Genomic DNA, 21,828 nt, shown 5'->3' on the forward strand with positions numbered 1-21,828 from the left:
CATGAAAAGATTAATTGTTTTAGCCGTATTATTTAGTTCGTTAACTGCATTTGCACAAGACGATAATTATATTGAAGTCGTTTTAGACGGGAAACCTGCTTTGTTAAATACAAAAACGGGTCAGTTTAAAGCAATGAATAAAAAGGATTTGGCAAAAATGTCATCCAACAAAAATAATACAGCAAGTAAAACAGTTAGTAGTGGTAACACAACTAGCGGTAATACTCATACAGTTAATAGGGGAGAAACATTATATTCTATATCTAAACAGTATGGTGTAAGTATGTCTCAATTAAAGTCTATAAATAATCTAGAAAGCAATGCCTTAAGCATTGGACAGGTACTCAATATCTCTTATGCATCTGCAACTCAAGAGCCTTCAGAAAGTGCTTGGATTGTTAAAAAAGGAGATACTTTATATGGTATTTCAAGACAATCTGGTGTTTCTGTTACAGATATTAAAGCTTTAAATAATTTAGAAAGTAACACGTTGTCAATTGGACAGCAGTTAAGATTAAAATAAGACGCTAAACCGTCTGTAATAATATTTTTTAAAACACCATTATCCTTTTTAACTAAAGTATAATGGTGTTTTTTTTATGTTAAATTCCTTAATTATAGCGGATAATAAGCAATAGCTTATATTTGCAGAAAATAATCCATTTATAAAAATGAAAAACATACTATTTATTTTAGTGTTTTTATTTGCTAACCTAGGTATAGCACAAGAAGTAGAAGAAGAATTTTTACCAATAGTAATAGAAGAAAAGGAGGCATTTATGTCTACTTTAACAGGAGAATATGTGTTTAGAGAACATGCAAAAACGGATCCTGAACAATTACAAACAACACCAAGTGGTGTAGTTTATAATAACATATCTACGCACGTTGTTAAAAAAGGAGAAACGTTATCTGTAATTGCAGAAAAATATAAGTTAGGTCTTACGCAGTTAAAAAAAGATAATAATCTAAAATCTAACGCGCTTAGTTTAGGTCAAAAGTTAAAAATTATCAATAAAGTTTTAGTAACATCAAGTAGCCCGGTAATTAGTTATTCTGGAGACGATCGTATTATTGCTAAATTAAGACCAGGACAATCACCATCTACATTAGCACCGCCACCATCACAGACATCACAAACAATGGAAAGTGATACTAAGATAACAAAAACAGTAAATCCTAAAGACAAAAAAACAAAAGTTAAAGGAAGTATCTATTCTAAACCAATGATTATTCCTACGGTTTCAGAACCATCAAATACAACTGTTCCAGTAACAACAATCGAAGAAGAAGTTGTCGCAGCTCCAAAGGTTGAGGTTCAAGAAACTGTAATTACAAATCAAATAACAGTTTTGGAAGCTTCGGAAGAAGTTAGAAGAGCAGAGAGACAATTGGAAGATGCTAAGCAACGATTAAAATTAGCTAAAAAAGCGCAACAATCTAAAGTAACAGCGCCTGTAAAGATACCTGCAGTAGCAGAGCAAAAGGAAATAGTTGAAACCGTTGTTAGCGAAACAGTTATTGAAGATACAGTTATTGAAGATACAGCTATTGAAGATGCAGTAGTAGCTAAGGACGTGGTAAAACAGATTGTAGAATCTGAAGAAACGGTAGTAGTTGAAGAAGCTGTAGTTGAAGAAGCTATAGAAGAAACTGTGGAAGACGTTTTAGAAGAAGAAACTGAAGTAGCGACTGAAGATACAGTTGATGATACTGATGAAGACAAAGAAGAGTCGGAAGAAGAAGCTAAAGAAGAAGTAGAGGGTGTCGATTACCATATAATTGTAGAAGGGGATAACCTTTACAATTTGGCTTTAAAACACAAAACAACAGTTAAAAATCTAACGTTACTAAACAACGTTAAGTTTAATAATTTAAAAATAGGACAAAAGCTTAAACTTAAGTAAAAAATAAATTTACTATATCTGCGTTTTAGGGTAGATTTATTTACTTTGCGAAACTATGTTTAAAAATAAAATAGTCCTTTTATTGCTATTGTTTGGTTGCACGTTTAGTTATGCGCAATTGGGAGGGCAATCGACTTATCAATTTTTAAACTTAGTATCATCCCCGCGTCAAGCCGCTTTGGGAGGTAAAGTTTTAACCAATATAGATTACGATGTCACGCAGGGATTATATAATCCATCGGCTATTAATCCAGAAATGGATAACCAATTCGCATTAAATTTTAGTAACTATTTGGGTGGTATTACTTATGGTACTGCTGCTTATGCTTATACTTGGGACAGACGTACTCAGACTTTACATGCTGGGATGACCTATATTAATTATGGCGATTTTGATGGCTATGATGAAGACGGAATTTCAACAGGAACATTTACTGGTACAGAAGCAGCCTTATCTTTAGGGTATGCATTGCAATTAGGCTATTCTGATTTTTATTTTGGTGCCAATCTTAAATTTATTACGTCTACTTTAGAGCAGTACAGCTCGTTTGGAGTAGCAACAGATTTGGGTTTAATGTATGTCGATGACGATTTAGAGTTTCAAGCTGCATTAGTAGTCAGAAACCTAGGAACACAGATTACAACCTACGCAGGACAACAAGAAAGTTTGCCATTAGACATCACTTTAGGTTTGTCTCAAACGCTAGAGCATGTACCATTGCGTTGGCATGTCACTTTTGAAAACTTGCAACAGTGGCCTATAGGAACCTCTAATCCGGCACGTGCAACCACAGATTTAGAAGGTAATCAAACACAAGAAAAGGTTGGATTTTTAGGCAATGTAATGCGTCATACTATTTTAGGAGCGGAGCTTTTTCCAGACAAAGGTTTTAATATAAGATTAGGTTATAACTTTAGACGTGCAGAAGAGTTGCGTATTGTTGATCAACGTAATTTTTCAGGCTTGTCTGCTGGATTTGCTATTAAAATAAACAAATTACGTTTTAGTTATACACATGCCAAATACACTGCAGCAAGTAATGCTAGCTTTTTTGGATTGCATATCGACCTACAGTAAAACTAAATAAATGCCTATTGTTTTGTATTTTTGCAAAATAAAACAAACCCTTACATGAAGTATTCTAAAGCACAAGTGTTAGCAATAGCAAATAAAGCAAGCAAAAACACTTTAATGGAAACCTTAGAGATAGAAGTTGTGGATTATGGCGAGGATTTTTTAGTGTCCAGAATGCCAGTTACACCACGTGTACATCAACCAGACGGTGTGTTGCATGGTGGCGCAACAGCAGCTTTAGCAGAAAGCGTTGGTAGTTTTGCTTCGCATATTTTTTTAGATTCAGAAAATTTAATGATTAGAGGTTTGGAGATAACTGCCAACCATTTAAAAAGTATTAGCTCAGGCTATGTTTACGCTAAGGCTACTTTTTTACATAAAGGACGTACGACACAATTACTAGATATTAGAGTAACGGATGATGATGATAACCTTATTTCGTTATGCAAATTGTCAACCATTTCTTTACCTAAAAAGAAGTAAGTTATGACGTCTTCAGATTTTTTTGAACAGCTTGCTCAGCAGTTTACAAATCAGCTTCCTTTTGTAGCGTATAAAAAGCCCAATCAATTAGCAGTAAAAGCAATGCTTCAGGATAGCAATCAGCTTCATTTTACGACAAATTTTGAGGATAGCGGTTTTGTGTTTTCACCTTTTAAAAATGAAGATAATACGGTATTATTTCCTTTAGATAAAAGCAAAGTAATAGATTGTTTGTTTGATAGTAAACCGGATCAGGTTAAAAGCCAATTAAGTAGCACTATAAATGTTTCAGCGAAAGCGAAACATATCCAAATAGTAGAGAAAGCTATTTCCGAAATTGAAGATGGTAGTTTTAAAAAAGTAGTGATATCTCGAGTTGAAACCGAAACTTTTCCTGAAGACAATACGCTTTTACTATTTAAAAAACTGTTAGCGACTTATAAAACAGCAATGGTGTATTGTTGGTATCATCCAAAAGTAGGGCTGTGGCTAGGAGCAACGCCTGAAACGTTGTTAAAAGTAGAAGGCAACCGCTTTTTAACCATGTCTCTTGCAGGTACGCAACAATATAAAAATACAGTTGATGTCCAGTGGCAGTCCAAGGAACAAGAAGAACAGCAATTAGTTACGGATTTTATAGTAGGTAGTTTAGAGTCGTCAGTAAGTAGTATTAATTTGGGCACTACAGAGACTATCAAAGCAGGAATTTTATTGCATTTGAAAACTAAGATTTCTGGACTATTAAAGCCTGAAAATGGATTGCAGTCTGTTATTGCTAAATTACATCCAACACCTGCAGTTTGCGGTTTACCTAAAGAAAACGCTAAACAGTTTATATTAAAAAACGAAGGCTATAATCGTGAGTATTATACCGGTTTTTTAGGCGAAATAAATATTAAACAAGCCAAAACAAGAAATACCAATCGCAGAAACGTAGAGAATAACGCTTACGGATCCGTAAAAACAATATCGCATTTGTTTGTTAACTTAAGATGTCTGCAAATTAAGGACAACCAAGCATTAATCTATGTTGGTGGCGGAATTACAAAAGATTCTATACCTGAAAACGAATGGGAAGAAACCGTTGCAAAATCTAAGACTGTTAAAAACCTCTTATAATGGTTTTATTTAGGATTTGGGTTTCGTATTTTTGTATAACACATGAAACACCCAAAAATACCTTTAGCGCAAACGGTAATTCAGCTTTGTAAAGCCAAGAATATCCAACACATTGTACTGTCTCCAGGAAGCAGAAATGCGCCATTAACCATTGGATTTACTCACGATCCTTTTTTTAAATGTTATAGTATTGTGGACGAGCGTTGCGCAGCTTTTTTCGCATTAGGTATCGCACAACAAATAAAGCATCCCGTAGCAGTTGTTTGTACTTCTGGTAGTGCGTTGTTAAATTATTATCCAGCAGTGTCAGAAGCGTATTATAGCCATGTTCCGTTAGTGGTTTTAAGTGCAGATAGACCTAAGTACTTGGTCGGAATAGGAGATGGACAGACTATAAATCAAGAAAACGTTTTTAAAAATCACATACAATATTCGGCTAATTTAAAGCAAGATTTAAATCCTGAAAATCAAAACGCTTTCGCGGAAGACTTGCCAATAATGAAGAGTATTGAGAATAAAATCGAACGCTTTTTAGGGCTACAACAAGGGATCCAACAATACAACGAAACCGAAATTAATAAAGCCTTTAATATAGCAATAACAACACAAGGCCCTGTACATGTTAATATTCCGTTTGATGAGCCTTTATATCAAATGGTGGATGCGCTAACGGTAACTCCAGAAATAGTGCCCGTACCAAAACCTAATATAGGTAGTGAAGATTATAACGCTTTCGCTGAAATTTGGAATAACTCCAAAAAGAAGTTAGTATTAGTAGGTGTTTTAGATCCAAACAGCGTAGAGCAGCACTTTATTGATGTTTTAGCAGAAGATGAAAGTGTATTGATATTAACCGAAAGTACGTCTAACTTACATCACGATAATATTTGTCCAAGTATTGATAAATTAATTGGTGCGCTTTCTGAACAAGAGTTACAAGGCTTACAACCAGAAATACTATTAACCTTTGGAGGTTTAATAGTATCAAAAAAAATAAAGAAATTTTTAAGAACCCATAAGCCAAAACAACATTGGCATGTAGCAGAAAATGGGGCAAATGACACCTTTTTTGTGCTAAATAAGGTGTTTAAGCAATCAATAAATTCGTTTTTCCAATCTTTTATACCATTAACTAAAGCTTTAAAAAGTGATTATAATCCATTTTGGAAAAACCAAATGGATATTAGAAGAGAAAAGCATTTGCAATACATGGGGTTGATACCATTTTCTGACTTTAAAGCATTTGATGTGTTACTAAAAAGTTTACCAAATCATACGCAATTACAAGTTGGTAATAGTTCTGCTATTAGATATACACAGCTTTTTGATATTAATCCAACGTTGGACGTTTTTTGTAATCGAGGTACTAGCGGAATTGATGGAAGTACTAGTACCGCAATTGGAGCATCAATAACAAGAGATAATCCAACCGTCTTTATTACTGGAGATTTAAGCTTTTTTTACGATAGTAATGCGTTGTGGAATAACTACATACCTAAAAACTTTAGGATTATAGTTATTAATAACGAAGGAGGAGGTATTTTTAGAATCCTACCAGGACATAAAAACACAGATAACTTTGATTATTTTTTCGAAACCAAACATAATCTGTCTGCAAAGCTCTTGTGTCAAATGTATGGTTTAGAATACACCCAAGTAACCGACCCAGACCAATTAGAAAATGCTCTAGAGCATTTTTACGATAAAACCGAGCAACCTAAGTTATTGGAGGTTATGACGCCAGCAAGAGACAATGATAGTATACTATTAGATTATTTTCAATTTGTTAAATAGTTTAATCGGAGAAATTGACCGTTAATCGTAATTGTAATTATATTTATTTTGGCTTAAAAAAGAGACCGAGAAAAATTGTATCTTTAGTAAGCTAAAAATTATTAATTTAAATTATAAAAAAATTATGAGTAAACGTGATGACTTAATCGTAAAGTACGCTGCAGATTTAAAGGATAAATGTGGAGTTAATCCAGATATGGATTTTTTAACTAAAGTTACTATTGGTTGTGGACCATCTATATATAATAAAGATGCAGCGACAGTGTCAGGTTCTGACGAATCAGAATTAGCTACTGTAAAAAATAATTTTTTAATTAAAAAGTTAGGTTTAGCAGATAGTGCAGATTTAGATAAAGCTATAGATTCTGTAATTGAAACTTATGGAAGATCAAATAAAAATAAATACAGAGCAGTTGTTTATTATTTATTGGCAAAACACTTCAAAAAAGAAGCGATTTACAACAAATAGAAAAAAAATAGAAAAAAATATATAAAAAAAGCGTTACAGTTCTGTAACGCTTTTTTTATATGCTTACATTTGCAAAATGATACAAATAGGAGAATTCAATACGCTTGAAATTTTAAGAGATACAGAACCTGGATTATTTTTAGGTGATGCAGATAATAATGAAGTTTTATTACCTAACAGATATGTTCCAGAACATTTTGAAATTGGGGATAAAATAGAAGTTTTTGTTTATTTAGATAATGACGAACGTATTATCGCAACAACTACAGAACCGTTTATAATTAACGGGGAGTTTGCTGTATTACGATGTAATGAAGTATCTAATTTTGGTGCCTTTTTAGATTTTGGATTGGTAAAAGAATTGTTTTGCCCATTTAAAGAGCAAGCATTTCCTATGAAAAAGGGTGGTTGGTACTTAGTACGTTGTTATTTAGACGATGTTACAGAGCGTTTAGTTGCATCTAGTAAGACTAATCAGTTTTTAGATAATAAAGAATTAACAGTAGCGCAGTTTGATCAAGTGGATATTATTGTATCTCATCCAAGTGATTTAGGGATGAATGTTATTGTTAATAATATACATACAGGATTAATATACAAGGATAGTATTTTTCAAGACTTAAGTGTTGGAGACAAACTAAAAGGTATTGTTAAAAAAGTAAGACCAGGAAATAAGTTAGATATTGGATTAGGAGAAATAGGCTATAGAAATATAGAACCTAATGCTGATAAGATCATGCAAGAACTTACGGATAGTAATGGGTTTTTAGCTGTAACAGATAAATCTAGTCCTGAAAAAATTAAAGACCTTTTACAAATGAGTAAAAAAACATTTAAAAAGGCAATAGGGACGTTATACAGACAAAAATTAGTGGAGTTAAAACCTGATGGAATTTATCTTAAGAAGCAAGATTAGCACTACTAAGGCGTTTTGCCCAGTCAATAGCTTCGTATAAGTCATCAAAGCGTTCAATCTCTACATTAGAAAATAATTTTTCCATTAAAGCATTAAACCAACTGTTTTCACTTTTGGTAACTACAGCGTAGGCATTTAGTCTATTGTTACCACGATAAAATTTTAACCAATCAGATGGTTTTACAGAGTATTTATTTATACGGTTAGACACATAACTTACGTTTATTGTTGGACCGTAAAATGCTTGTGCTGCTTCAATAACTTTTTTTGCTTCTTCCCAAGTGTAGGTAATACCTTCGTCAAGTTCTGAAATTATAACATCGTCTAAAAAATAGAAATTACCATAATCAGAGATGTATACATCTTTAATTTGGTCAGCAAGTGTGGAATCTACAATTTTCATAAGTTTAATAGCTTATAGCAAATTTAGAGCATGAATTTTTTTTAATGTAGTTATGTGGTTGTTAACTAAATAGTTTTCGATATAAATTATGTTTTTTAGGTTTAACTCCAAAAAAAAAGTTACTTAAAAAGAGTTTAGGGCTCTTAAAAAGTAACTTATAAGTTTCTATATAATAGTAACTTGGGGGGACTAATTTACGCTATCAATTAATACTTACTTTATTTTGTGCAACTGTATTGGAATAAGTAAAAGCTTCATTAAGGGTATTAAATGTTAATGTTTTCATTTTACTAAATCGTTTTTCAATTGAAATATTCATTTCACTAAAGCTTGAATATCCGATAATACCATACATACATATATTATCAAATAAACTACTATATTTTGGATAGTCTAAAACTTCAATAGAGTACTTATTTATTCTATTAGAGATTAAACTAAACGGTTTTTTTCTTTTTTCATAAAAATCATATAAGATTTCTAAGCAATCTTGTAAAGCGTCTATATCTACGTGCATGCCTTCATGAACTTGAATTACAGCTACATTTTCAAAAAGAAATAAATCACCTAGGGAGAGATTGTGTTCTTTTGAAATTGAATTATATAGGTTAGACTTGGTTACATTCATTAATAGAGGGATTTTAATATGCTACAAATATAAAAGTTGTTTTTAATTGTATTATGCTAATTGCTAAAGTTGTGATAACAAATAGATTAAAGACTGATTTCAACGTTTAAAACCAAAAATTGAGTTGATTTTTCTTACATTTAACACCTGTAAATCAAGTATTTACAAGTATTGACGCTCTCTCATCTTGTTTTTTTAGCCAAAAAGTATTCGGTAGTTAACCTTGAATATCGCTTCTTAAAAAAGATTTATTCCGTATTTTTATGACTTGAAAAATTAAAGATATTTTATGGATAATATAAATTGGAAGAAAGCCAAAGATTACGAAGACATTACCTACAGTAAATGTAATGGTGTTGCACGTATTGCTTTTAATAGACCAAATGTTAGAAACGCCTTTAGACCAAAAACTACAAAGGAATTGTATGATGCTTTTTATGACGCAGGAGAAGATACCTCAATAGGTGTTGTGTTATTATCCGCAGAAGGACCATCTACTAAGGATGGCGTGTATAGTTTTTGCTCTGGTGGAGATCAAAAGGCAAGAGGACATCAAGGTTACGTAGGAGAAGATGGTTACCATAGATTAAATATACTTGAGGTACAACGTTTAATTAGATTTATGCCTAAAGCAGTTATAGCAGTTGTTCCTGGTTGGGCAGTTGGTGGAGGACATAGTTTACATGTTGTTTGCGATTTAACTTTAGCAAGTAAAGAACATGCTATTTTTAAACAAACGGATGCTGATGTTACTAGTTTTGATGGTGGTTATGGATCTGCTTATTTAGCAAAAATGGTAGGTCAAAAAAGGGCTAGAGAAATATTTTTCTTAGGAAGAAACTACTCCGCGCAAGAAGCTTATGACATGGGAATGGTAAATGCTGTGATACCTCATGACGAGTTAGAAGCTACTGCATACCAATGGGCACAAGAAATTTTAGAGAAATCGCCAACGTCTATTAAGATGTTAAAATTTGCCATGAATTTAACAGACGATGGTATGGTTGGGCAGCAAGTATTTGCTGGAGAAGCGACACGATTGGCTTATATGACAGACGAAGCTAAAGAGGGTAGGGATGCGTTTTTAGAAAAGCGTAAGCCTAATTTTCCAAAACAATGGATTCCATAATATATGAAGAACCTTACCAAATGGTTGTCGGCAATGCGCTTACGCACATTGCCACTATCTATTTCTGGAATTATTGTCGCCGCCTGTTTAGCAAAATATAATGGCGCTTTTGATAGTGTAATTCTAGTGTTTGCTATTCTAACAACGCTCAGTTATCAAATACTATCAAATTTAGCTAACGATTATGGAGACGGTGTAAAAGGGACGGATAACGACCAACGCATTGGACCTGTTCGTGCTTTACAATCTGGCGCTATTACACATCAGGACATGTATAAAGCTATTAGATTAAACGTAATTATTAGCGTAGTGCTTACTCTAATTTTACTTTATGTGTCTTTTAAAGCTGAATATTTGTGGTTAGCACTATTATTTTTTGTGCTAGCAGGAATCTCTATTTATGCTGCTATAAAATATACCGTAGGAAACAATGCGTATGGCTATAAAGGTAAGGGCGATATTTTTGTCTTTGTTTTTTTTGGTTTAGTAAGTGTTTTAGGATGTTATGTTTTATTTGCTAAACAGATAGATTTTATTGTTGTTTTACCTGCAGTTGCAATAGGATTATTAAGTACAGCGGTACTTAACCTAAATAATATGAGAGATATTGTATCTGACGTAACAGCAAACAAAATAACATTGGCTGTAAAATTAGGTGCAGAAAAGGCTAAAAAATATCATTATTTTTTAATTATAACAGCTATTGTATTATCAGTTTTATTTGGTGTTATTTACTATAAATCACCTTTAAATCTGATTTACTTTGTAGCGTATATTCCTTTAGGATTACATTTAAAAAAGGTCAGATTGGTTACTAATCCTAAAGATTTTGATCCAGAATTAAAAAAGTTAGCATTAACCACAGTATTGTTAAGTTTACTATTAGGTATCGGACATTTACTGTAATAAATACATTACCATGAAAATTACTTTTTACGGTCACGCCTGCTTAGGTCTTCAAATAGAGGATACACATATTTTAGTAGATCCATTTATTTCAGGAAACCCTAAAGCTGCTCATATTGATATTAATACCATTAAAGCAGATTACATATTGTTGACGCATGCACATCAAGATCATATTTTGGATGTGGAAGCAATCGCAAAACGTACGGATGCAGTCATTGTTTCTAATTTTGAAATTGTAACACACTTTCAGAATTTAGGTTTTGAAGGTCATCCAATGAATCATGGTGGGACCTGGGATTTTGACTTTGGAAGTTTAAAATATGTCAATGCAATACACACCTCTTCTTTTCCTGATGGTAGTTATGGTGGTCAACCTGGAGGTTTTGTTCTTGAAGGCGAACATAAAAATATTTATATAGCAGGAGATACAGCACTAACATTTGATATGAAGTTGATCCCAATGCAAACCAAATTGGATTTAGCTATTTTACCTATTGGAGACAATTTTACAATGGGTATTAATGATGCTATTATTGCTAGTAGTTTTGTAGAGTGCGATAAAATTTTAGGATATCATTTTGATACGTTTGGTTATATAGAAATTGATCATGAAGCAGCTAAGCGTAAGTTTTTTGAAAAAGACAAAGACTTAATGCTTTTAGAAATAGGAGAAAGTTTAGAGTTGTAATTATTATCTAACTTGACTTTTCATTACAAAACGATGTAATAGCTTTGGAAAAAAGCGTTTTAAATACACGCCTAAAATCTCCTTTTTTCCAATATAAGCTTCAAATTTTTCTTTTTGAATAGCTTGTATCATGCGGTCACAAAACTCAGGAATAGGTAATCCGTTTTCTGTAGCGTCATCTTGGCTGTTTTGTAAACTACCATCGCCAATCAATGCATTTTTTGCAATATTAGTATTTACAAATCCGGGACAGATTAGTGTTACGTTTACATTGTCTTTTTGGTGTTCCATGCGTAGCGCATCAAAAAAACCGTGTAAAGCATGTTTTGCACCGCAATATCCAGAACGGTAAGGCGAACTGAATTTACCCATCAAGCTAGTTACTACAGCGTAATGTCCAGTTTGATTTTTAATAAAATGAGGCAGTAACGCTTTGCTTAAAGCAACAGTCCCTAAATAATCCACTTCCATTAGTTTTTTATCTACACTTATATCCGTATCAATAATCAAGGCGCGTTGGCTAATACCTCCGTTATTAATTAACAAGTCTATTTTTCCATACTGTTTTATAGCTTGAGCTACAACTGGTTTCATATGGTTGTAATCCAATAAATCAAACGGTAGGACTGCAATATTATCTGGATTAGGACACAATTGCTTAAGTTGATTTAAAGTGCTACTGTTTCTTGAAGAAATTATTAATTGACACTCTAATTTAGCTAAGGCTAGAACTAACCCTTTTCCTATTCCGCTAGAGGCGCCAGTAATCCAAACTACTTTATTTTTAAACGTCATGTAATCCTATATTTTTAGGTGAAATTACAAAATTATTTAAGTATTTTTGATTTTCTTATGAAAGCAAGCTACAAGAAACACATTTTAGAATTTAAAAGACCAAGTGGTACCTCTCGAGGTGTTTTAAAAACTAAGGAAACTTGGTTTATTATTATAGAACATGACGGTAAACGTGGTATTGGAGAATGTGGTATTTTAAGAGGTTTAAGTGCAGATGATAGACCTGATTACGAAATGCAATTGCACAACACATGTCAAGAAATAGAAAAAGGGTTAGTGTATTTGTATGCCAAGAATACAGAATTCCCGAGTATTCAAATAGGACTTGAAATGGCTTTTAAAAGTTTAGAGAGTCAAGCCCCTTTTGTTTTATTTCCTTCAGAATTTACAAGTGGCAGTGCTTCGATTGATATTAATGGTTTGATTTGGATGGGCGATCAGGCTTTTATGAAACAACAAATTGAAGACAAAATAGCGTCGGGATTTAGTTGTATAAAATTAAAAATTGGAGCCATAGATTTTCAAACGGAGTTGGATATTTTAAAGGGTATCAGGCATAATTTCAGCGAAAGCGATATTGAACTACGTGTGGATGCCAATGGTGCGTTTAAACCATCTGAAGCTTTAGAAAAACTAAAACAGTTATCAGAATTTAATTTACACTCTATTGAACAACCAATACAAGCAGGTCAGTTTTCAGAAATGGCAAAACTCTGCGAGCAAACCCCTTTAGATATCGCTTTAGATGAAGAATTAATTGGTGTGTTTGATGATGCTAAAAAGGAAGCCTTATTACACGCTATTAATCCGCAATACATTATTTTAAAACCTAGTTTTATTGGAGGTTTTAAAGGTAGTGATACATGGATTGCATTAGCCCAAAAACAAAAGATAGGTTGGTGGATTACTAGCGCGCTAGAAAGTAATGTTGGACTAAATGCAATAGCGCAATACACGTATACAAAACAAAGTAATTTACCACAAGGTCTTGGTACTGGCGGTTTATTTACTAATAATATTACATCGCCTTTAGAAGTAGAGCAAGGACGATTACATTACAATAACAATACTAATTGGGATTTTAAATTATAGACTATGGATTTTATAAAACAAGCTTTTAATTTTAAACACGAATTTTGGCGTTACCTAGTAGGGTCTTTAATTATTGCTGTTTTTGCATCATTAGGGCAAATTCCGTTTACAGTTGCAGCTATGCTTAAATATGTGGCAAATGGTGGATCTGCTTATAATATGGACGAAAAACAATTGATGACAATTTTAGAACCTAATCTAAATTTGTTTTTATTATTACTATCCTTTGCTATTGGTTTTATAGGGTTAATTATTGCTGTTAAATATTTGCATAAACAAACGTTGTTATCTGTAACGACTGCTAGAAATAAAATAGATTGGAAACGTGTTATGTTTTCTTTTTTGTTTTGGGGTGTAATATCTTCAGGAATGATAGTGATTGACTATTTAACGACGCCTGAGAGTTATGTTTGGAATTTTGAGTTAGAACGTTTTTTAATTTTAGCTGTTATTGCAGTATTATTAATACCAATTCAAACAAGTTTAGAAGAGTACATTTTTAGAGGGTATTTAATGCAAGGTTTCGGGACGGTTACAACTAGTAATCAATTTCCTTTTGGATTTATTTTTACGCTGTTGTCTATTCCGATATGTTCTAATATAATCATGATTTATGATCTTGATGTATGGGAAGGTATTGGTGCGATTGGCGCTGTAATTGGAGTTGGTGCTTTAATCTTTGATATTTTAAAAAAGAAAAATGCTTTTGAGTCTGAATTTAATAAAAACTTAGTGACATCTTTAAGAAAAAAATGGGTGCCATTACTTATAACCTCTGTTATTTTTGGAGGTATGCACGTGTTTAATCCTGAAGTTGGTAAGCTAGGTTATGGTGTAATGGTGTATTATATTGGTACAGGTGTATTTTTAGGAGTACTAACGTTAATGGACGACGGGATGGAGTTAGCCTTAGGGTTTCATGCTGCAAATAATTTATTTGGTGCGTTATTGGTTACTGCAGACTGGACTGTATTGCAAACACATTCAGTTTTAAAAGACGTGTCAGAACCAGGAGCAGGTTTTGGAGATGTAATTATACCAGTATTTGTAGTGTTTCCTATATTGCTATTTATTTTTGCGAAAGTCTATAAATGGACCAATTGGAAAGAGAAATTATTTGGAAACATTGAAGCACCATTAAAGGAAAATAGTAACCTTTTAGATTAAGTAATGACACCAACATTTAATAAAGTACATAACCGATTTAAGTTAAACGGGAATAGTTTTTCTTTTCAAGACTTGAAAGAAGTAGCGTATAGTTTTATTAAAGAAGGTGATTTGTTTGAAAAAGAAATCGGTGATTTTTTATCAGATTGGTTAGATGATAATGACTTTATTTTAGTAAAAACATCAGGGTCTACAGGACAACCTAAAACAATTACATTAAGTAAACAAGCCATGGTGCATTCGGCTATTGCTACTGGAGATTTTTTTAAGTTGCAACCTAGTAATTCCGCGTTATTGTGTCTTCCGGCAACGTATATAGCGGGTAAGATGATGTTGGTACGTGCTATGATTTTAGGTTTAGAAATAGACTGTGTACAACCAACAACTAATCCAGAGTTTGAAATAAAAAAGCATTATGATTTTTGTGCTATGATTCCTGCGCAAGCAGAAAAGACAATTCAAAAATTAAGCAATATAAAAACGTTAATTGTAGGAGGTGCTCAAGTGTCTCCCAAATTAAAACAACAGTTTAAAGGTTTAAAAACTAATATTTTTGAAACTTATGGGATGACGGAAACCATTACTCATATTGCGGTAAAACAGATTAATGATAAAGCAACAAACTACTTTAAAACGTTACCAAATATAACCATTAGTCAAAACGATAAGGAGTGCTTGGTTATTGATGCGCCACAATTAAATACAACGCAAATTATAACTAATGATGTTGTAAAACTACATTCTAAAACAACGTTTGAGTGGTTAGGACGTATTGACAATGTTATAAACTCTGGAGGTGTAAAACTGTTTCCGGAACAGATAGAGGCGAAGCTTCAATCTAAAATTGGACCTCGTTTTTTTATAACTTCAGAAAAAGACGAAACGTTTGGAGAGGTCATTGTATTGGTAATTGAAGCGGAAGACAATACGTTAAATCCTGCTGTTTTTTCAGACCTAACAGCAATACAAACGCCTAAAACTGTATATTCTATTCCCGCATTCGCGGAAACAACCTCAGGTAAAATAAATAGGTTAAAAACTATGGCACTTGTTAAATCGTAGGTTTGCCTAATTGAAAAGTAGCGTTCCCTCAATATTGGTTTTGTAATCTTTAGTTTGGTTATAAGTTTGTTTTAATTTTAAAACAACCACCATGAAACTAATCAAACTCTTTTTCTTTTTTATCTCAATACAACTATTTGCGCAAGAAGTACCACGAATTAAACTTCAAGATTCTACTTTTTTAGCGTTAAAGCAATTGGATGTTAAAACAGAAGTTGTAGGTAATATTGCTACAACTACTTATAACATGACCTTTTATAATGGTACAGATCGTGTTTTAGAGGGGCAGTTGGCTTTTCCTTTGGGGCAGGGTCAATCTGTGACTAATTTTGCAATGGATGTAAATGGTAAGCTTAGAGATGCTGTAATTGTTACTAAAGAGTTGGGTCGTGTTGCTTATGAGTCTACTATCAGACAAACCATTGATCCTGGATTGTTAGAAATTACTAAAGGAAATAATTATAAAGCAAGAGTATATCCAATACCGGCAAAAGGTTATAAATTATTAAGTATCACATTTGAGCAAGAAATGAATGTAAGTAATGGTAAACACTTATATCAGATTCCGTTACATTTTTCAGATCCTTTAGACTTTAATCTAGATGTTGTTGTTTATAATGTAAATCAAGAACCGAGGGTTATTGGTGATAATCTGTATAAACTTAAATTCAAAGAAGTAGATGGCGTATTAAAAGCATCATCTAAGCAGACTAAAGCTATTGTAAATACGGCTGTTTTGTTAGAGTTTCCTATAGGTAGCACAGAGAGTGTATCCACTTATAACGCATATTTTAATGTTTATAAATCATTTAAGCCGAAAAGTAGGATTAAAGAAAAACCTAGAAATATTACATTGTATTGGGATGCGTCTTATTCTATGAAGTTTAGAGATTTAGAAACCGAAATTAAGCTTTTAGAAGACTATTTTAAATATTTAAAGACGGTTAACGTCAATTTAGTTGTGTTTAGTAATGTAACTCAAACACCAAAACATTTTAGTATTACTAACGGAAATTGGGACCTATTAAAAAAAGAAATTCAGTCCGTAGTGTATGATGGAGGTACATCTTATTTGGATATTAAAAACGCGGTAAAAGAGGAGGTTTTATTTTTTAGTGATGGTATGTTTAATTTAGGAGAGTTGCAAAATAAGTTTAACGGTCGTTTGTATACCATAAACACTGTTAAATCTGCCAACCATCAGTTTTTAGAGCACATAGCAAATCAAAATAACGGAAAATATATTAATCTAAATTTCAACAAACCTGATGCTGCTTTACATGCCCTTAAAACGGAATCATTTAAGTTTTTAGGTACTGATAAAAACAAAGCAGTTTCAGAAGTGTATCCGCTACCAAATACAACTGTGAATAGTGATTTTTCAGTGTCAGGAAAATTTGATTCTAATACAGAAGTAAAATTAAATTTTGGTTATAATGGTCAAGTTACAGAGCATTTAAAAGTAAACTTAATTAAATCTAGTTTTAATGGATTAGTAAAGCGCTTATGGGCAAAAAAGAAATTGCAAGCATTGAATATAAATAAAGAAAATAATAAAGATGACATTATTAAACTAGCAAAAAAGCATCATTTGATATCTGAATATACGTCGCTAATAATTTTAGATAGAATAGAAGATTATGTCAGGTATAAGATTGAGCCACCATTGGAACTAAAAACAGAATATAAAGCACTTATAGCTAATAATAGTCAAGCTGAAGCTGAAAGACAAGAAGAGATACAAGACAGAAAAGAAGATCTTATAAAGGATTATCAAGATTTAATGGAATGGTATAGCACTAAGTATCCGATCGTAACTAAGATTAAAAAACCAAAATCGTTAAATGCAGCAACGGTGACACCAGAAAGTGCTACAGTTAACCTGCCAAGTATTACAGAACCTGAAGTTATGCCTGTTAGAAGTGTGTTACCGGAAACAGAATTAGACTCCAGTAGTAGGATAATATCAGGAGTTATAACTGACGAAAACGGACTACCATTGCCAAGTGCTTCAATAATTGTAACAGGAACGTCTAGAGGTGCAACAACAGATTTTGAGGGGAATTTTAGCATTAATGCCGACCTTGGAGATAGTATTGCTATTAGCTATGTGGGGTATGTAAGTAAAGTGTTTGTTGTTGGTAGTAATACTACTGTTAATAGTACTTTAGAACCGGATAATAATTTAGATGAAGTGGTTGTTACTGCTTACGCTTCTATAACAAGGAAAAGTGTGACAAGTTCAGTTCAAGTTGTTAAATCAGAATCTGTTACAGACGCAGTACAAACATTAAGCGGTAGAGTTGTTGGAGTTAATATAGAAGACGATTCAGGGCAACCAGGAGGTAGTCCTCAAATAATTATAAGAGGACAAAGTACTATTGGTAACAATACACCGTTGTATGTAATTGATGGAGTAATAGTTTCTGATACTGAATTTAAAAAAATAGATACGGATTCTATTGATAGTCTTACGGTGCTTAAAGATGCTTCAACATCCGCCTTATTTGGAAGTAGGGCTAGTAATGAAGTTATAATAATAAGAACCAAAGCTGGTCTAAAAAATAGACCAGAGGAAATAGAAGAATTAGATAATAAAATTAGGGAAGACATTAATTTTAAACCTTGGTCAGCAGAGAATGATTATATCAAATTGTTAATGGCGCAAACAAGCATTGAAGATGCTTATAAAACGTATTTAAAGCTGAGAGGAAAATACCGCAATACACCATCTTTTTTTATGGATGTCGCAGATTTTTTTGATTCTAAACAAGAAACAAAATTAGCAATTAAAGTGTTGTCTAATTTAGTTGAAATAGATTTAGATAATCACGAAGTAATGCGAGCTCTGGCTTATAAGTTAGAGTATTTTAAACAAGATCAACTGGCACTGCATGTTTATAAAGAAATTTTAAAGTTGAGGCCAGAAGAGCCACAATCTACAAGAGATTTAGCTTTAGCTTTTGAAAACGTTGGACAGTACCAAAAGGCTTTTGACTTATTATATACATTAATAGATGGACAATTAGTTGAAAAGGATTTAGATGAACGCTTTTACGGAATAGAACACTTAGCATTTATCGAGGCTGGTCATTTGATACAAAAATATAAAGGTCAGATACAATTAACTGAAGTACAGAAAAAACGAATACAGCCAATTAAATTAGACCTGCGTGTTGTTGCAGATTGGAATCATAACGATACTGATTTAGATTTATGGGTAGAAACACCTGAAGAAGTATCGATAAGCTATAAAAAGACCATATCAGATTTTGGAGATCATTTGTCAGAAGATATGACTGAAGGTTATGGACCGGAAGAGTTTATGATTAAAAAAGGACTGAAAGGAACATACGAAATTGAATTAGATTATTTTGCTGACGACGTTCAGAAAATTTCGGGACCAACCACTTTAAAAATTACAATATTCAAGAAATACGGAAGTAAAGAAGAAACGAAAGAGGTTAGAGTTTTTAGACTAGATGCTGAGAAAGATCTATTGGAAATCGGAACAATACAATTTTAAGTTTTAATTGTTACTAGTATTTAAAATAAAAAAGGAGCGCTAAAAGCGTTCCTTTTTTATTTTGTTTTAAAACCGTTTCTTAAAAATTAAATCTTCATTTAAATCGTAAACACGCCAAGTACCAACTTGTTTGTCTTTTCTGTATTTACCAGAAATTTTAAGAACTCCGTTGGAATAGTAGGATTTATAACGTCCATGTTTTAAACCATCTTTTAATTCAACACTAAATTTGGTGTTTCCGTTAGCGTATTTTTTAGAAAATTGATCAGCAGTTAGATCTGTTGGATATATTTCAGGAATATTAAATACAGTAGTCTGATCAATAGTATCTTTATTAATTAATGAAGATGTATTACTATTTGGTTTGTTTGGTATAGTGGCATCTATAAAAGTATAATTACTTTTTACTTGATCAGGTGCTTGATAGTCTATTACTATTTTACTTTCAAAATAACGTTGTTCTGGTGTTAGTTGTATTCCTATTAATGGAAAACATATCACATAGTCTTTATTTACACTTAACTGTTGTTTAGTGGCATTATCTACAAATTGATAAGCGTTGTTGTATAAGCTAGGTGTATTGATGTAAGCGAAGACGCTAGAGCGTTTATCAAAGCGGTCGTCAAAATTATTAAAAGCCTCAAAATTACTTAATGTTTGTTTGTTAGTATACCCATTGATGATACTCTTTAAGGTGTTAGGCTCATTACTAAAAACAACATAATTATCTATAATGGTGTAGTATGGCTTTTCTATATCTGAAAACAAATCACCTAAAAGAATTTTAAAGAAGCCCTTTATGGACATAAAATTAATAGTATAGCCTTTGTAGTCAACCGCCTTGAATTTAACAGGAGATCGTTTTCTAATTTGTTCTAGAATAAAGTCTAGGTTTTCTTTGGCGTCATCAATGTTATTTGTTTTTATAACTAAGGCAACATCTTTTTTAGAATCTGAAACGTTGGAATGGAGTTGTAGTAAAGCAATCTCATCATCAACCCAACTTATGAAGTGTTTTTTAATGTTTATTTTTAAAAAGCTTTCAATCTGTTCTGTACCGTCCAAATAGCTTTTAAATTGTTCTGGGTTTTCTTTTTGAATGGTCTCAAAATTGTTGTAAAAGTCTTTAAAACTACTAAAGCCGAAGCTAAGATATAAAGCAGTTTCTTTTGGAGCAACACGACTTATTGTACGTTTTCCTTTTCCTGATTTTTGAAGTGCTTTTAAATAGGACGACGCTTGATTGTTTGTATTTGTAATTCCGTTAGCAATAATGGTATTATCGTCCAAGTCAAAACTAAAACCACTATACTCAAGACTTTCTGTTAAAACTTGTGTTGTATACCCCGGAGTGTTAGAAAAGACTTTAACAAACTGGTCTAGATAGTCATATTGAAAGTATAGCCTAAACATATCATTATACCCAACTTGTTTTTTGACTTCAATAAAATTTAAATCTCTACCAATTTTAGGTTCAGAATACTGATCAATAGAAGCTTCTACTAGAGTATGCGTATAGGACGCAATCATTTGGTTTTCTATAAAACTAATATAAAGTGTTTCTCTGTTTTTAACATCGTAAACCTCTGTTATTTGATGGTCATGATATTTACGTTTACTAACCTTATAATTACTATTTATTAATGAGTTTAAATTGTTTTTAAGTAAATTAAGTTTAGATATTTTCTGTAAATCTACAACATAGAAAAACCCATATTTTTTAGGCGCATAAACATGTGCAGAGATTAAAACCTCACGATTACCAATGCGATTAAAAGTGCCTTGCTTTTGTTTAAAAATAGTATCTAACTTATTTAAGTTTTGAGCAAGGCTATTAAAATAGGTGTTGGTGTTTAAATGTTTCCAGATATCACTTTTACTAATGGCATCCCAATTGTCTATTGGTTTTTGGCTTTCAATAACATAAACCGCATCTTTAGGTACTAGATAGATGGATTGTATGTTGTTGTTATTGTCAAAATAAAACACATAAATTTGGTATAAACCATAACTAATAAATAGTGCAACTAGTAATGATAATATACCTTTTTTATTAAAACTCATAAAGGTTATTTTCTATAAAGCGTGTTCTTTTTTAAGAGCAAATACCATAGCATTAGCTATTTCTGGATTAAAATGACTGGCTTTAAAGTAATATCTTCCTGCTTTGTCAATTACAATTGTAAAATCACAGGCTTCGTAGTTTTTGTTAAATAAAGAATACAGTAGTTTCTTTTCGTCTTTAGTACTATAAGTCGATTTTTTATTGTCATAATGAGCAAATACTAGGTCTGATACTATTTGTTGCTTTAATTTATCTGCATTAATCTTAGCTTGTTTAGAGTTAATATTTGCATAATTATCATACCAACAATCACCTCTTGATTTTAAATAAGAAATAGTTAAATATTCTGTATCATTAATTTCAATATTAAATAATTCTTTTATGTAACTTTTAAAAATAGGCAATGCTTCTTCTGTTAAAACACCTTTTTCAAGATTCTTTAGATGTTCCTTATACTCTTGGAAGTATTCTTTATTAATAGTTTGAGAGTTACTGTTGAAGGTTTTTTTTGAGTCCACTACTTTTGTACCACAACTACTTAATAATAAAAAAAATAAAACAGTAGAAAGAGCTAGAGATAATGTTTTTGTATTCATAAAAA

General features: G+C 32.1%; 20 protein-coding genes. 15 read left to right on the plus strand and 5 right to left on the minus strand.

Going from position 1 to position 21,828, the window contains the following annotated elements:
• Window position 1 precedes the first annotated feature (1 nt).
• The 8 genes from CXF54_RS03305 to CXF54_RS03340 all read left to right on the plus strand — a co-directional run bounded on the left by CXF54_RS03305 (window position 2) and on the right by CXF54_RS03340 (window position 7,763).
• A complete protein-coding gene (locus tag CXF54_RS03305) occupies window positions 2–523 on the plus strand; it encodes a LysM peptidoglycan-binding domain-containing protein (RefSeq protein ID WP_232782563.1) in 522 nt (173 codons plus the stop codon).
• Between the two features lie 148 nt (window positions 524–671).
• Window positions 672–1,907: a LysM peptidoglycan-binding domain-containing protein gene (locus tag CXF54_RS03310; RefSeq protein ID WP_101202435.1), complete on the plus strand. Its 1,236-nt coding sequence runs from the start codon at window positions 672–674 to the stop codon at window positions 1,905–1,907.
• A 55-nt stretch (window positions 1,908–1,962) separates the two neighbouring features.
• Entirely contained in the window at window positions 1,963–2,985 is a 1,023-nt protein-coding gene (gene porQ / locus CXF54_RS03315; RefSeq protein WP_101202436.1) for a type IX secretion system protein PorQ, read from the plus strand.
• Between the two features lie 54 nt (window positions 2,986–3,039).
• The gene (locus tag CXF54_RS03320; RefSeq protein ID WP_090838513.1) at window positions 3,040–3,465 is read left to right on the plus strand and encodes a PaaI family thioesterase; all 426 of its coding nucleotides are present in this window, start codon (window positions 3,040–3,042) and stop codon (window positions 3,463–3,465) included.
• 3 nt (window positions 3,466–3,468) lie between these two features.
• Window positions 3,469–4,584: a chorismate-binding protein gene (locus CXF54_RS03325; RefSeq protein WP_101202437.1), complete on the plus strand. Its 1,116-nt coding sequence runs from the start codon at window positions 3,469–3,471 to the stop codon at window positions 4,582–4,584.
• A 42-nt stretch (window positions 4,585–4,626) separates the two neighbouring features.
• The gene (menD, locus tag CXF54_RS03330; protein ID WP_101202438.1) at window positions 4,627–6,378 is read left to right on the plus strand and encodes a 2-succinyl-5-enolpyruvyl-6-hydroxy-3-cyclohexene-1-carboxylate synthase; all 1,752 of its coding nucleotides are present in this window, start codon (window positions 4,627–4,629) and stop codon (window positions 6,376–6,378) included.
• Between the two features lie 124 nt (window positions 6,379–6,502).
• Window positions 6,503–6,847, plus strand: coding sequence for a DUF2853 family protein (locus tag CXF54_RS03335; RefSeq protein WP_090838507.1), 345 nt, complete (start codon window positions 6,503–6,505; stop codon window positions 6,845–6,847).
• 76 nt (window positions 6,848–6,923) lie between these two features.
• The gene (locus tag CXF54_RS03340; protein ID WP_101202439.1) at window positions 6,924–7,763 is read left to right on the plus strand and encodes a S1 RNA-binding domain-containing protein; all 840 of its coding nucleotides are present in this window, start codon (window positions 6,924–6,926) and stop codon (window positions 7,761–7,763) included.
• Here CXF54_RS03340 and CXF54_RS03345 read toward each other — a convergent pair.
• Both CXF54_RS03345 and CXF54_RS03350 read right to left on the minus strand, forming a co-directional pair.
• Window positions 7,747–8,166 (minus strand): STAS/SEC14 domain-containing protein, encoded by a 420-nt coding sequence (locus tag CXF54_RS03345; protein ID WP_101202440.1) that lies wholly within the window; start codon window positions 8,164–8,166, stop codon window positions 7,747–7,749. The two genes, CXF54_RS03340 and CXF54_RS03345, sit on opposite strands and share 17 nt — an antisense overlap.
• Before the next feature lie 202 nt (window positions 8,167–8,368).
• Window positions 8,369–8,683 carry a hypothetical protein gene (locus CXF54_RS03350; RefSeq protein WP_198551036.1) on the minus strand — a complete coding sequence of 105 codons (315 nt, stop codon included), beginning with the start codon at window positions 8,681–8,683 and terminating at the stop codon, window positions 8,369–8,371.
• A 400-nt stretch (window positions 8,684–9,083) separates the two neighbouring features.
• Here CXF54_RS03350 and CXF54_RS03355 point away from each other — a divergent pair, with 400 nt between their 5' ends.
• The 3 genes from CXF54_RS03355 to CXF54_RS03365 are packed head-to-tail and all read left to right on the plus strand — an operon-like array spanning window position 9,084 to window position 11,520.
• Window positions 9,084–9,923: a 1,4-dihydroxy-2-naphthoyl-CoA synthase gene (locus CXF54_RS03355; protein WP_090838498.1), complete on the plus strand. Its 840-nt coding sequence runs from the start codon at window positions 9,084–9,086 to the stop codon at window positions 9,921–9,923.
• A gap of 3 nt (window positions 9,924–9,926) precedes the next feature.
• Window positions 9,927–10,829 carry a 1,4-dihydroxy-2-naphthoate octaprenyltransferase gene (menA, locus tag CXF54_RS03360; protein WP_101202442.1) on the plus strand — a complete coding sequence of 301 codons (903 nt, stop codon included), beginning with the start codon at window positions 9,927–9,929 and terminating at the stop codon, window positions 10,827–10,829.
• A 13-nt stretch (window positions 10,830–10,842) separates the two neighbouring features.
• A complete protein-coding gene (locus tag CXF54_RS03365) occupies window positions 10,843–11,520 on the plus strand; it encodes a metal-dependent hydrolase (protein ID WP_101202443.1) in 678 nt (225 codons plus the stop codon).
• Between the two features lie 3 nt (window positions 11,521–11,523).
• On the opposite strand, the gene CXF54_RS03370 is transcribed toward CXF54_RS03365, so the two are convergent.
• A complete protein-coding gene (locus tag CXF54_RS03370) occupies window positions 11,524–12,315 on the minus strand; it encodes an SDR family oxidoreductase (protein ID WP_090838492.1) in 792 nt (263 codons plus the stop codon).
• Window positions 12,316–12,372: 57 nt separating this feature from the next.
• Here CXF54_RS03370 and CXF54_RS03375 point away from each other — a divergent pair, with 57 nt between their 5' ends.
• The 4 genes from CXF54_RS03375 (at window position 12,373) to CXF54_RS03390 (ending at window position 19,162) form a co-directional block, all read left to right on the plus strand.
• The gene (locus tag CXF54_RS03375; RefSeq protein ID WP_101202547.1) at window positions 12,373–13,407 is read left to right on the plus strand and encodes an o-succinylbenzoate synthase; all 1,035 of its coding nucleotides are present in this window, start codon (window positions 12,373–12,375) and stop codon (window positions 13,405–13,407) included.
• Between the two features lie 3 nt (window positions 13,408–13,410).
• Entirely contained in the window at window positions 13,411–14,574 is a 1,164-nt protein-coding gene (locus tag CXF54_RS03380; RefSeq protein ID WP_101202444.1) for a CPBP family intramembrane glutamic endopeptidase, read from the plus strand.
• 3 nt (window positions 14,575–14,577) lie between these two features.
• Window positions 14,578–15,636 carry an AMP-binding protein gene (locus tag CXF54_RS03385; RefSeq protein ID WP_101202445.1) on the plus strand — a complete coding sequence of 353 codons (1,059 nt, stop codon included), beginning with the start codon at window positions 14,578–14,580 and terminating at the stop codon, window positions 15,634–15,636.
• Between the two features lie 91 nt (window positions 15,637–15,727).
• Window positions 15,728–19,162, plus strand: coding sequence for a VIT domain-containing protein (locus CXF54_RS03390; RefSeq protein ID WP_101202446.1), 3,435 nt, complete (start codon window positions 15,728–15,730; stop codon window positions 19,160–19,162).
• Between the two features lie 66 nt (window positions 19,163–19,228).
• On the opposite strand, the gene CXF54_RS03395 is transcribed toward CXF54_RS03390, so the two are convergent.
• On the minus strand, window positions 19,229–21,226 hold the full coding sequence (locus CXF54_RS03395; RefSeq protein ID WP_101202447.1) for a DUF3352 domain-containing protein: 1,998 nt from the start codon (window positions 21,224–21,226) through the stop codon (window positions 19,229–19,231).
• Between the two features lie 12 nt (window positions 21,227–21,238).
• Window positions 21,239–21,823, minus strand: a complete 585-nt coding sequence (locus CXF54_RS03400; RefSeq protein WP_101202448.1) for a hypothetical protein — start codon at window positions 21,821–21,823, stop codon at window positions 21,239–21,241.
• Window positions 21,824–21,828: the final 5 nt, after the last annotated feature.

The sequence above is a fragment of the Olleya sp. 1-3 genome (assembly GCF_002836085.1).
GTDB classification, from domain to species: domain Bacteria; phylum Bacteroidota; class Bacteroidia; order Flavobacteriales; family Flavobacteriaceae; genus Olleya; species Olleya namhaensis.

What these genes read in the sequence shown, in the direction of transcription:
- CXF54_RS03375 (WP_101202547.1), top strand. Translation starts at nt 12,373, where the DNA reads ATGAAAGCAAGCTACAAGAAACACATTTTAGAATTTAAAAGACCAAGT.
- CXF54_RS03345 (WP_101202440.1), bottom strand. Translation starts at nt 8,166, where the DNA reads ATGAAAATTGTAGATTCCACACTTGCTGACCAAATTAAAGATGTATAC.
- CXF54_RS03380 (WP_101202444.1), top strand. Translation starts at nt 13,411, where the DNA reads ATGGATTTTATAAAACAAGCTTTTAATTTTAAACACGAATTTTGGCGT.
- CXF54_RS03335 (WP_090838507.1), top strand. Translation starts at nt 6,503, where the DNA reads ATGAGTAAACGTGATGACTTAATCGTAAAGTACGCTGCAGATTTAAAG.
- CXF54_RS03350 (WP_198551036.1), bottom strand. Translation starts at nt 8,683, where the DNA reads ATGCACGTAGATATAGACGCTTTACAAGATTGCTTAGAAATCTTATAT.
- CXF54_RS03320 (WP_090838513.1), top strand. Translation starts at nt 3,040, where the DNA reads ATGAAGTATTCTAAAGCACAAGTGTTAGCAATAGCAAATAAAGCAAGC.
- CXF54_RS03340 (WP_101202439.1), top strand. Translation starts at nt 6,924, where the DNA reads ATGATACAAATAGGAGAATTCAATACGCTTGAAATTTTAAGAGATACA.
- CXF54_RS03365 (WP_101202443.1), top strand. Translation starts at nt 10,843, where the DNA reads ATGAAAATTACTTTTTACGGTCACGCCTGCTTAGGTCTTCAAATAGAG.
- CXF54_RS03400 (WP_101202448.1), bottom strand. Translation starts at nt 21,823, where the DNA reads ATGAATACAAAAACATTATCTCTAGCTCTTTCTACTGTTTTATTTTTT.
- CXF54_RS03385 (WP_101202445.1), top strand. Translation starts at nt 14,578, where the DNA reads ATGACACCAACATTTAATAAAGTACATAACCGATTTAAGTTAAACGGG.
- CXF54_RS03355 (WP_090838498.1), top strand. Translation starts at nt 9,084, where the DNA reads ATGGATAATATAAATTGGAAGAAAGCCAAAGATTACGAAGACATTACC.
- CXF54_RS03305 (WP_232782563.1), top strand. Translation starts at nt 2, where the DNA reads ATGAAAAGATTAATTGTTTTAGCCGTATTATTTAGTTCGTTAACTGCA.
- menD (WP_101202438.1), top strand. Translation starts at nt 4,627, where the DNA reads ATGAAACACCCAAAAATACCTTTAGCGCAAACGGTAATTCAGCTTTGT.
- CXF54_RS03310 (WP_101202435.1), top strand. Translation starts at nt 672, where the DNA reads ATGAAAAACATACTATTTATTTTAGTGTTTTTATTTGCTAACCTAGGT.
- CXF54_RS03390 (WP_101202446.1), top strand. Translation starts at nt 15,728, where the DNA reads ATGAAACTAATCAAACTCTTTTTCTTTTTTATCTCAATACAACTATTT.
- CXF54_RS03325 (WP_101202437.1), top strand. Translation starts at nt 3,469, where the DNA reads ATGACGTCTTCAGATTTTTTTGAACAGCTTGCTCAGCAGTTTACAAAT.
- porQ (WP_101202436.1), top strand. Translation starts at nt 1,963, where the DNA reads ATGTTTAAAAATAAAATAGTCCTTTTATTGCTATTGTTTGGTTGCACG.
- CXF54_RS03370 (WP_090838492.1), bottom strand. Translation starts at nt 12,315, where the DNA reads ATGACGTTTAAAAATAAAGTAGTTTGGATTACTGGCGCCTCTAGCGGA.
- CXF54_RS03395 (WP_101202447.1), bottom strand. Translation starts at nt 21,226, where the DNA reads ATGAGTTTTAATAAAAAAGGTATATTATCATTACTAGTTGCACTATTT.
- menA (WP_101202442.1), top strand. Translation starts at nt 9,927, where the DNA reads ATGAAGAACCTTACCAAATGGTTGTCGGCAATGCGCTTACGCACATTG.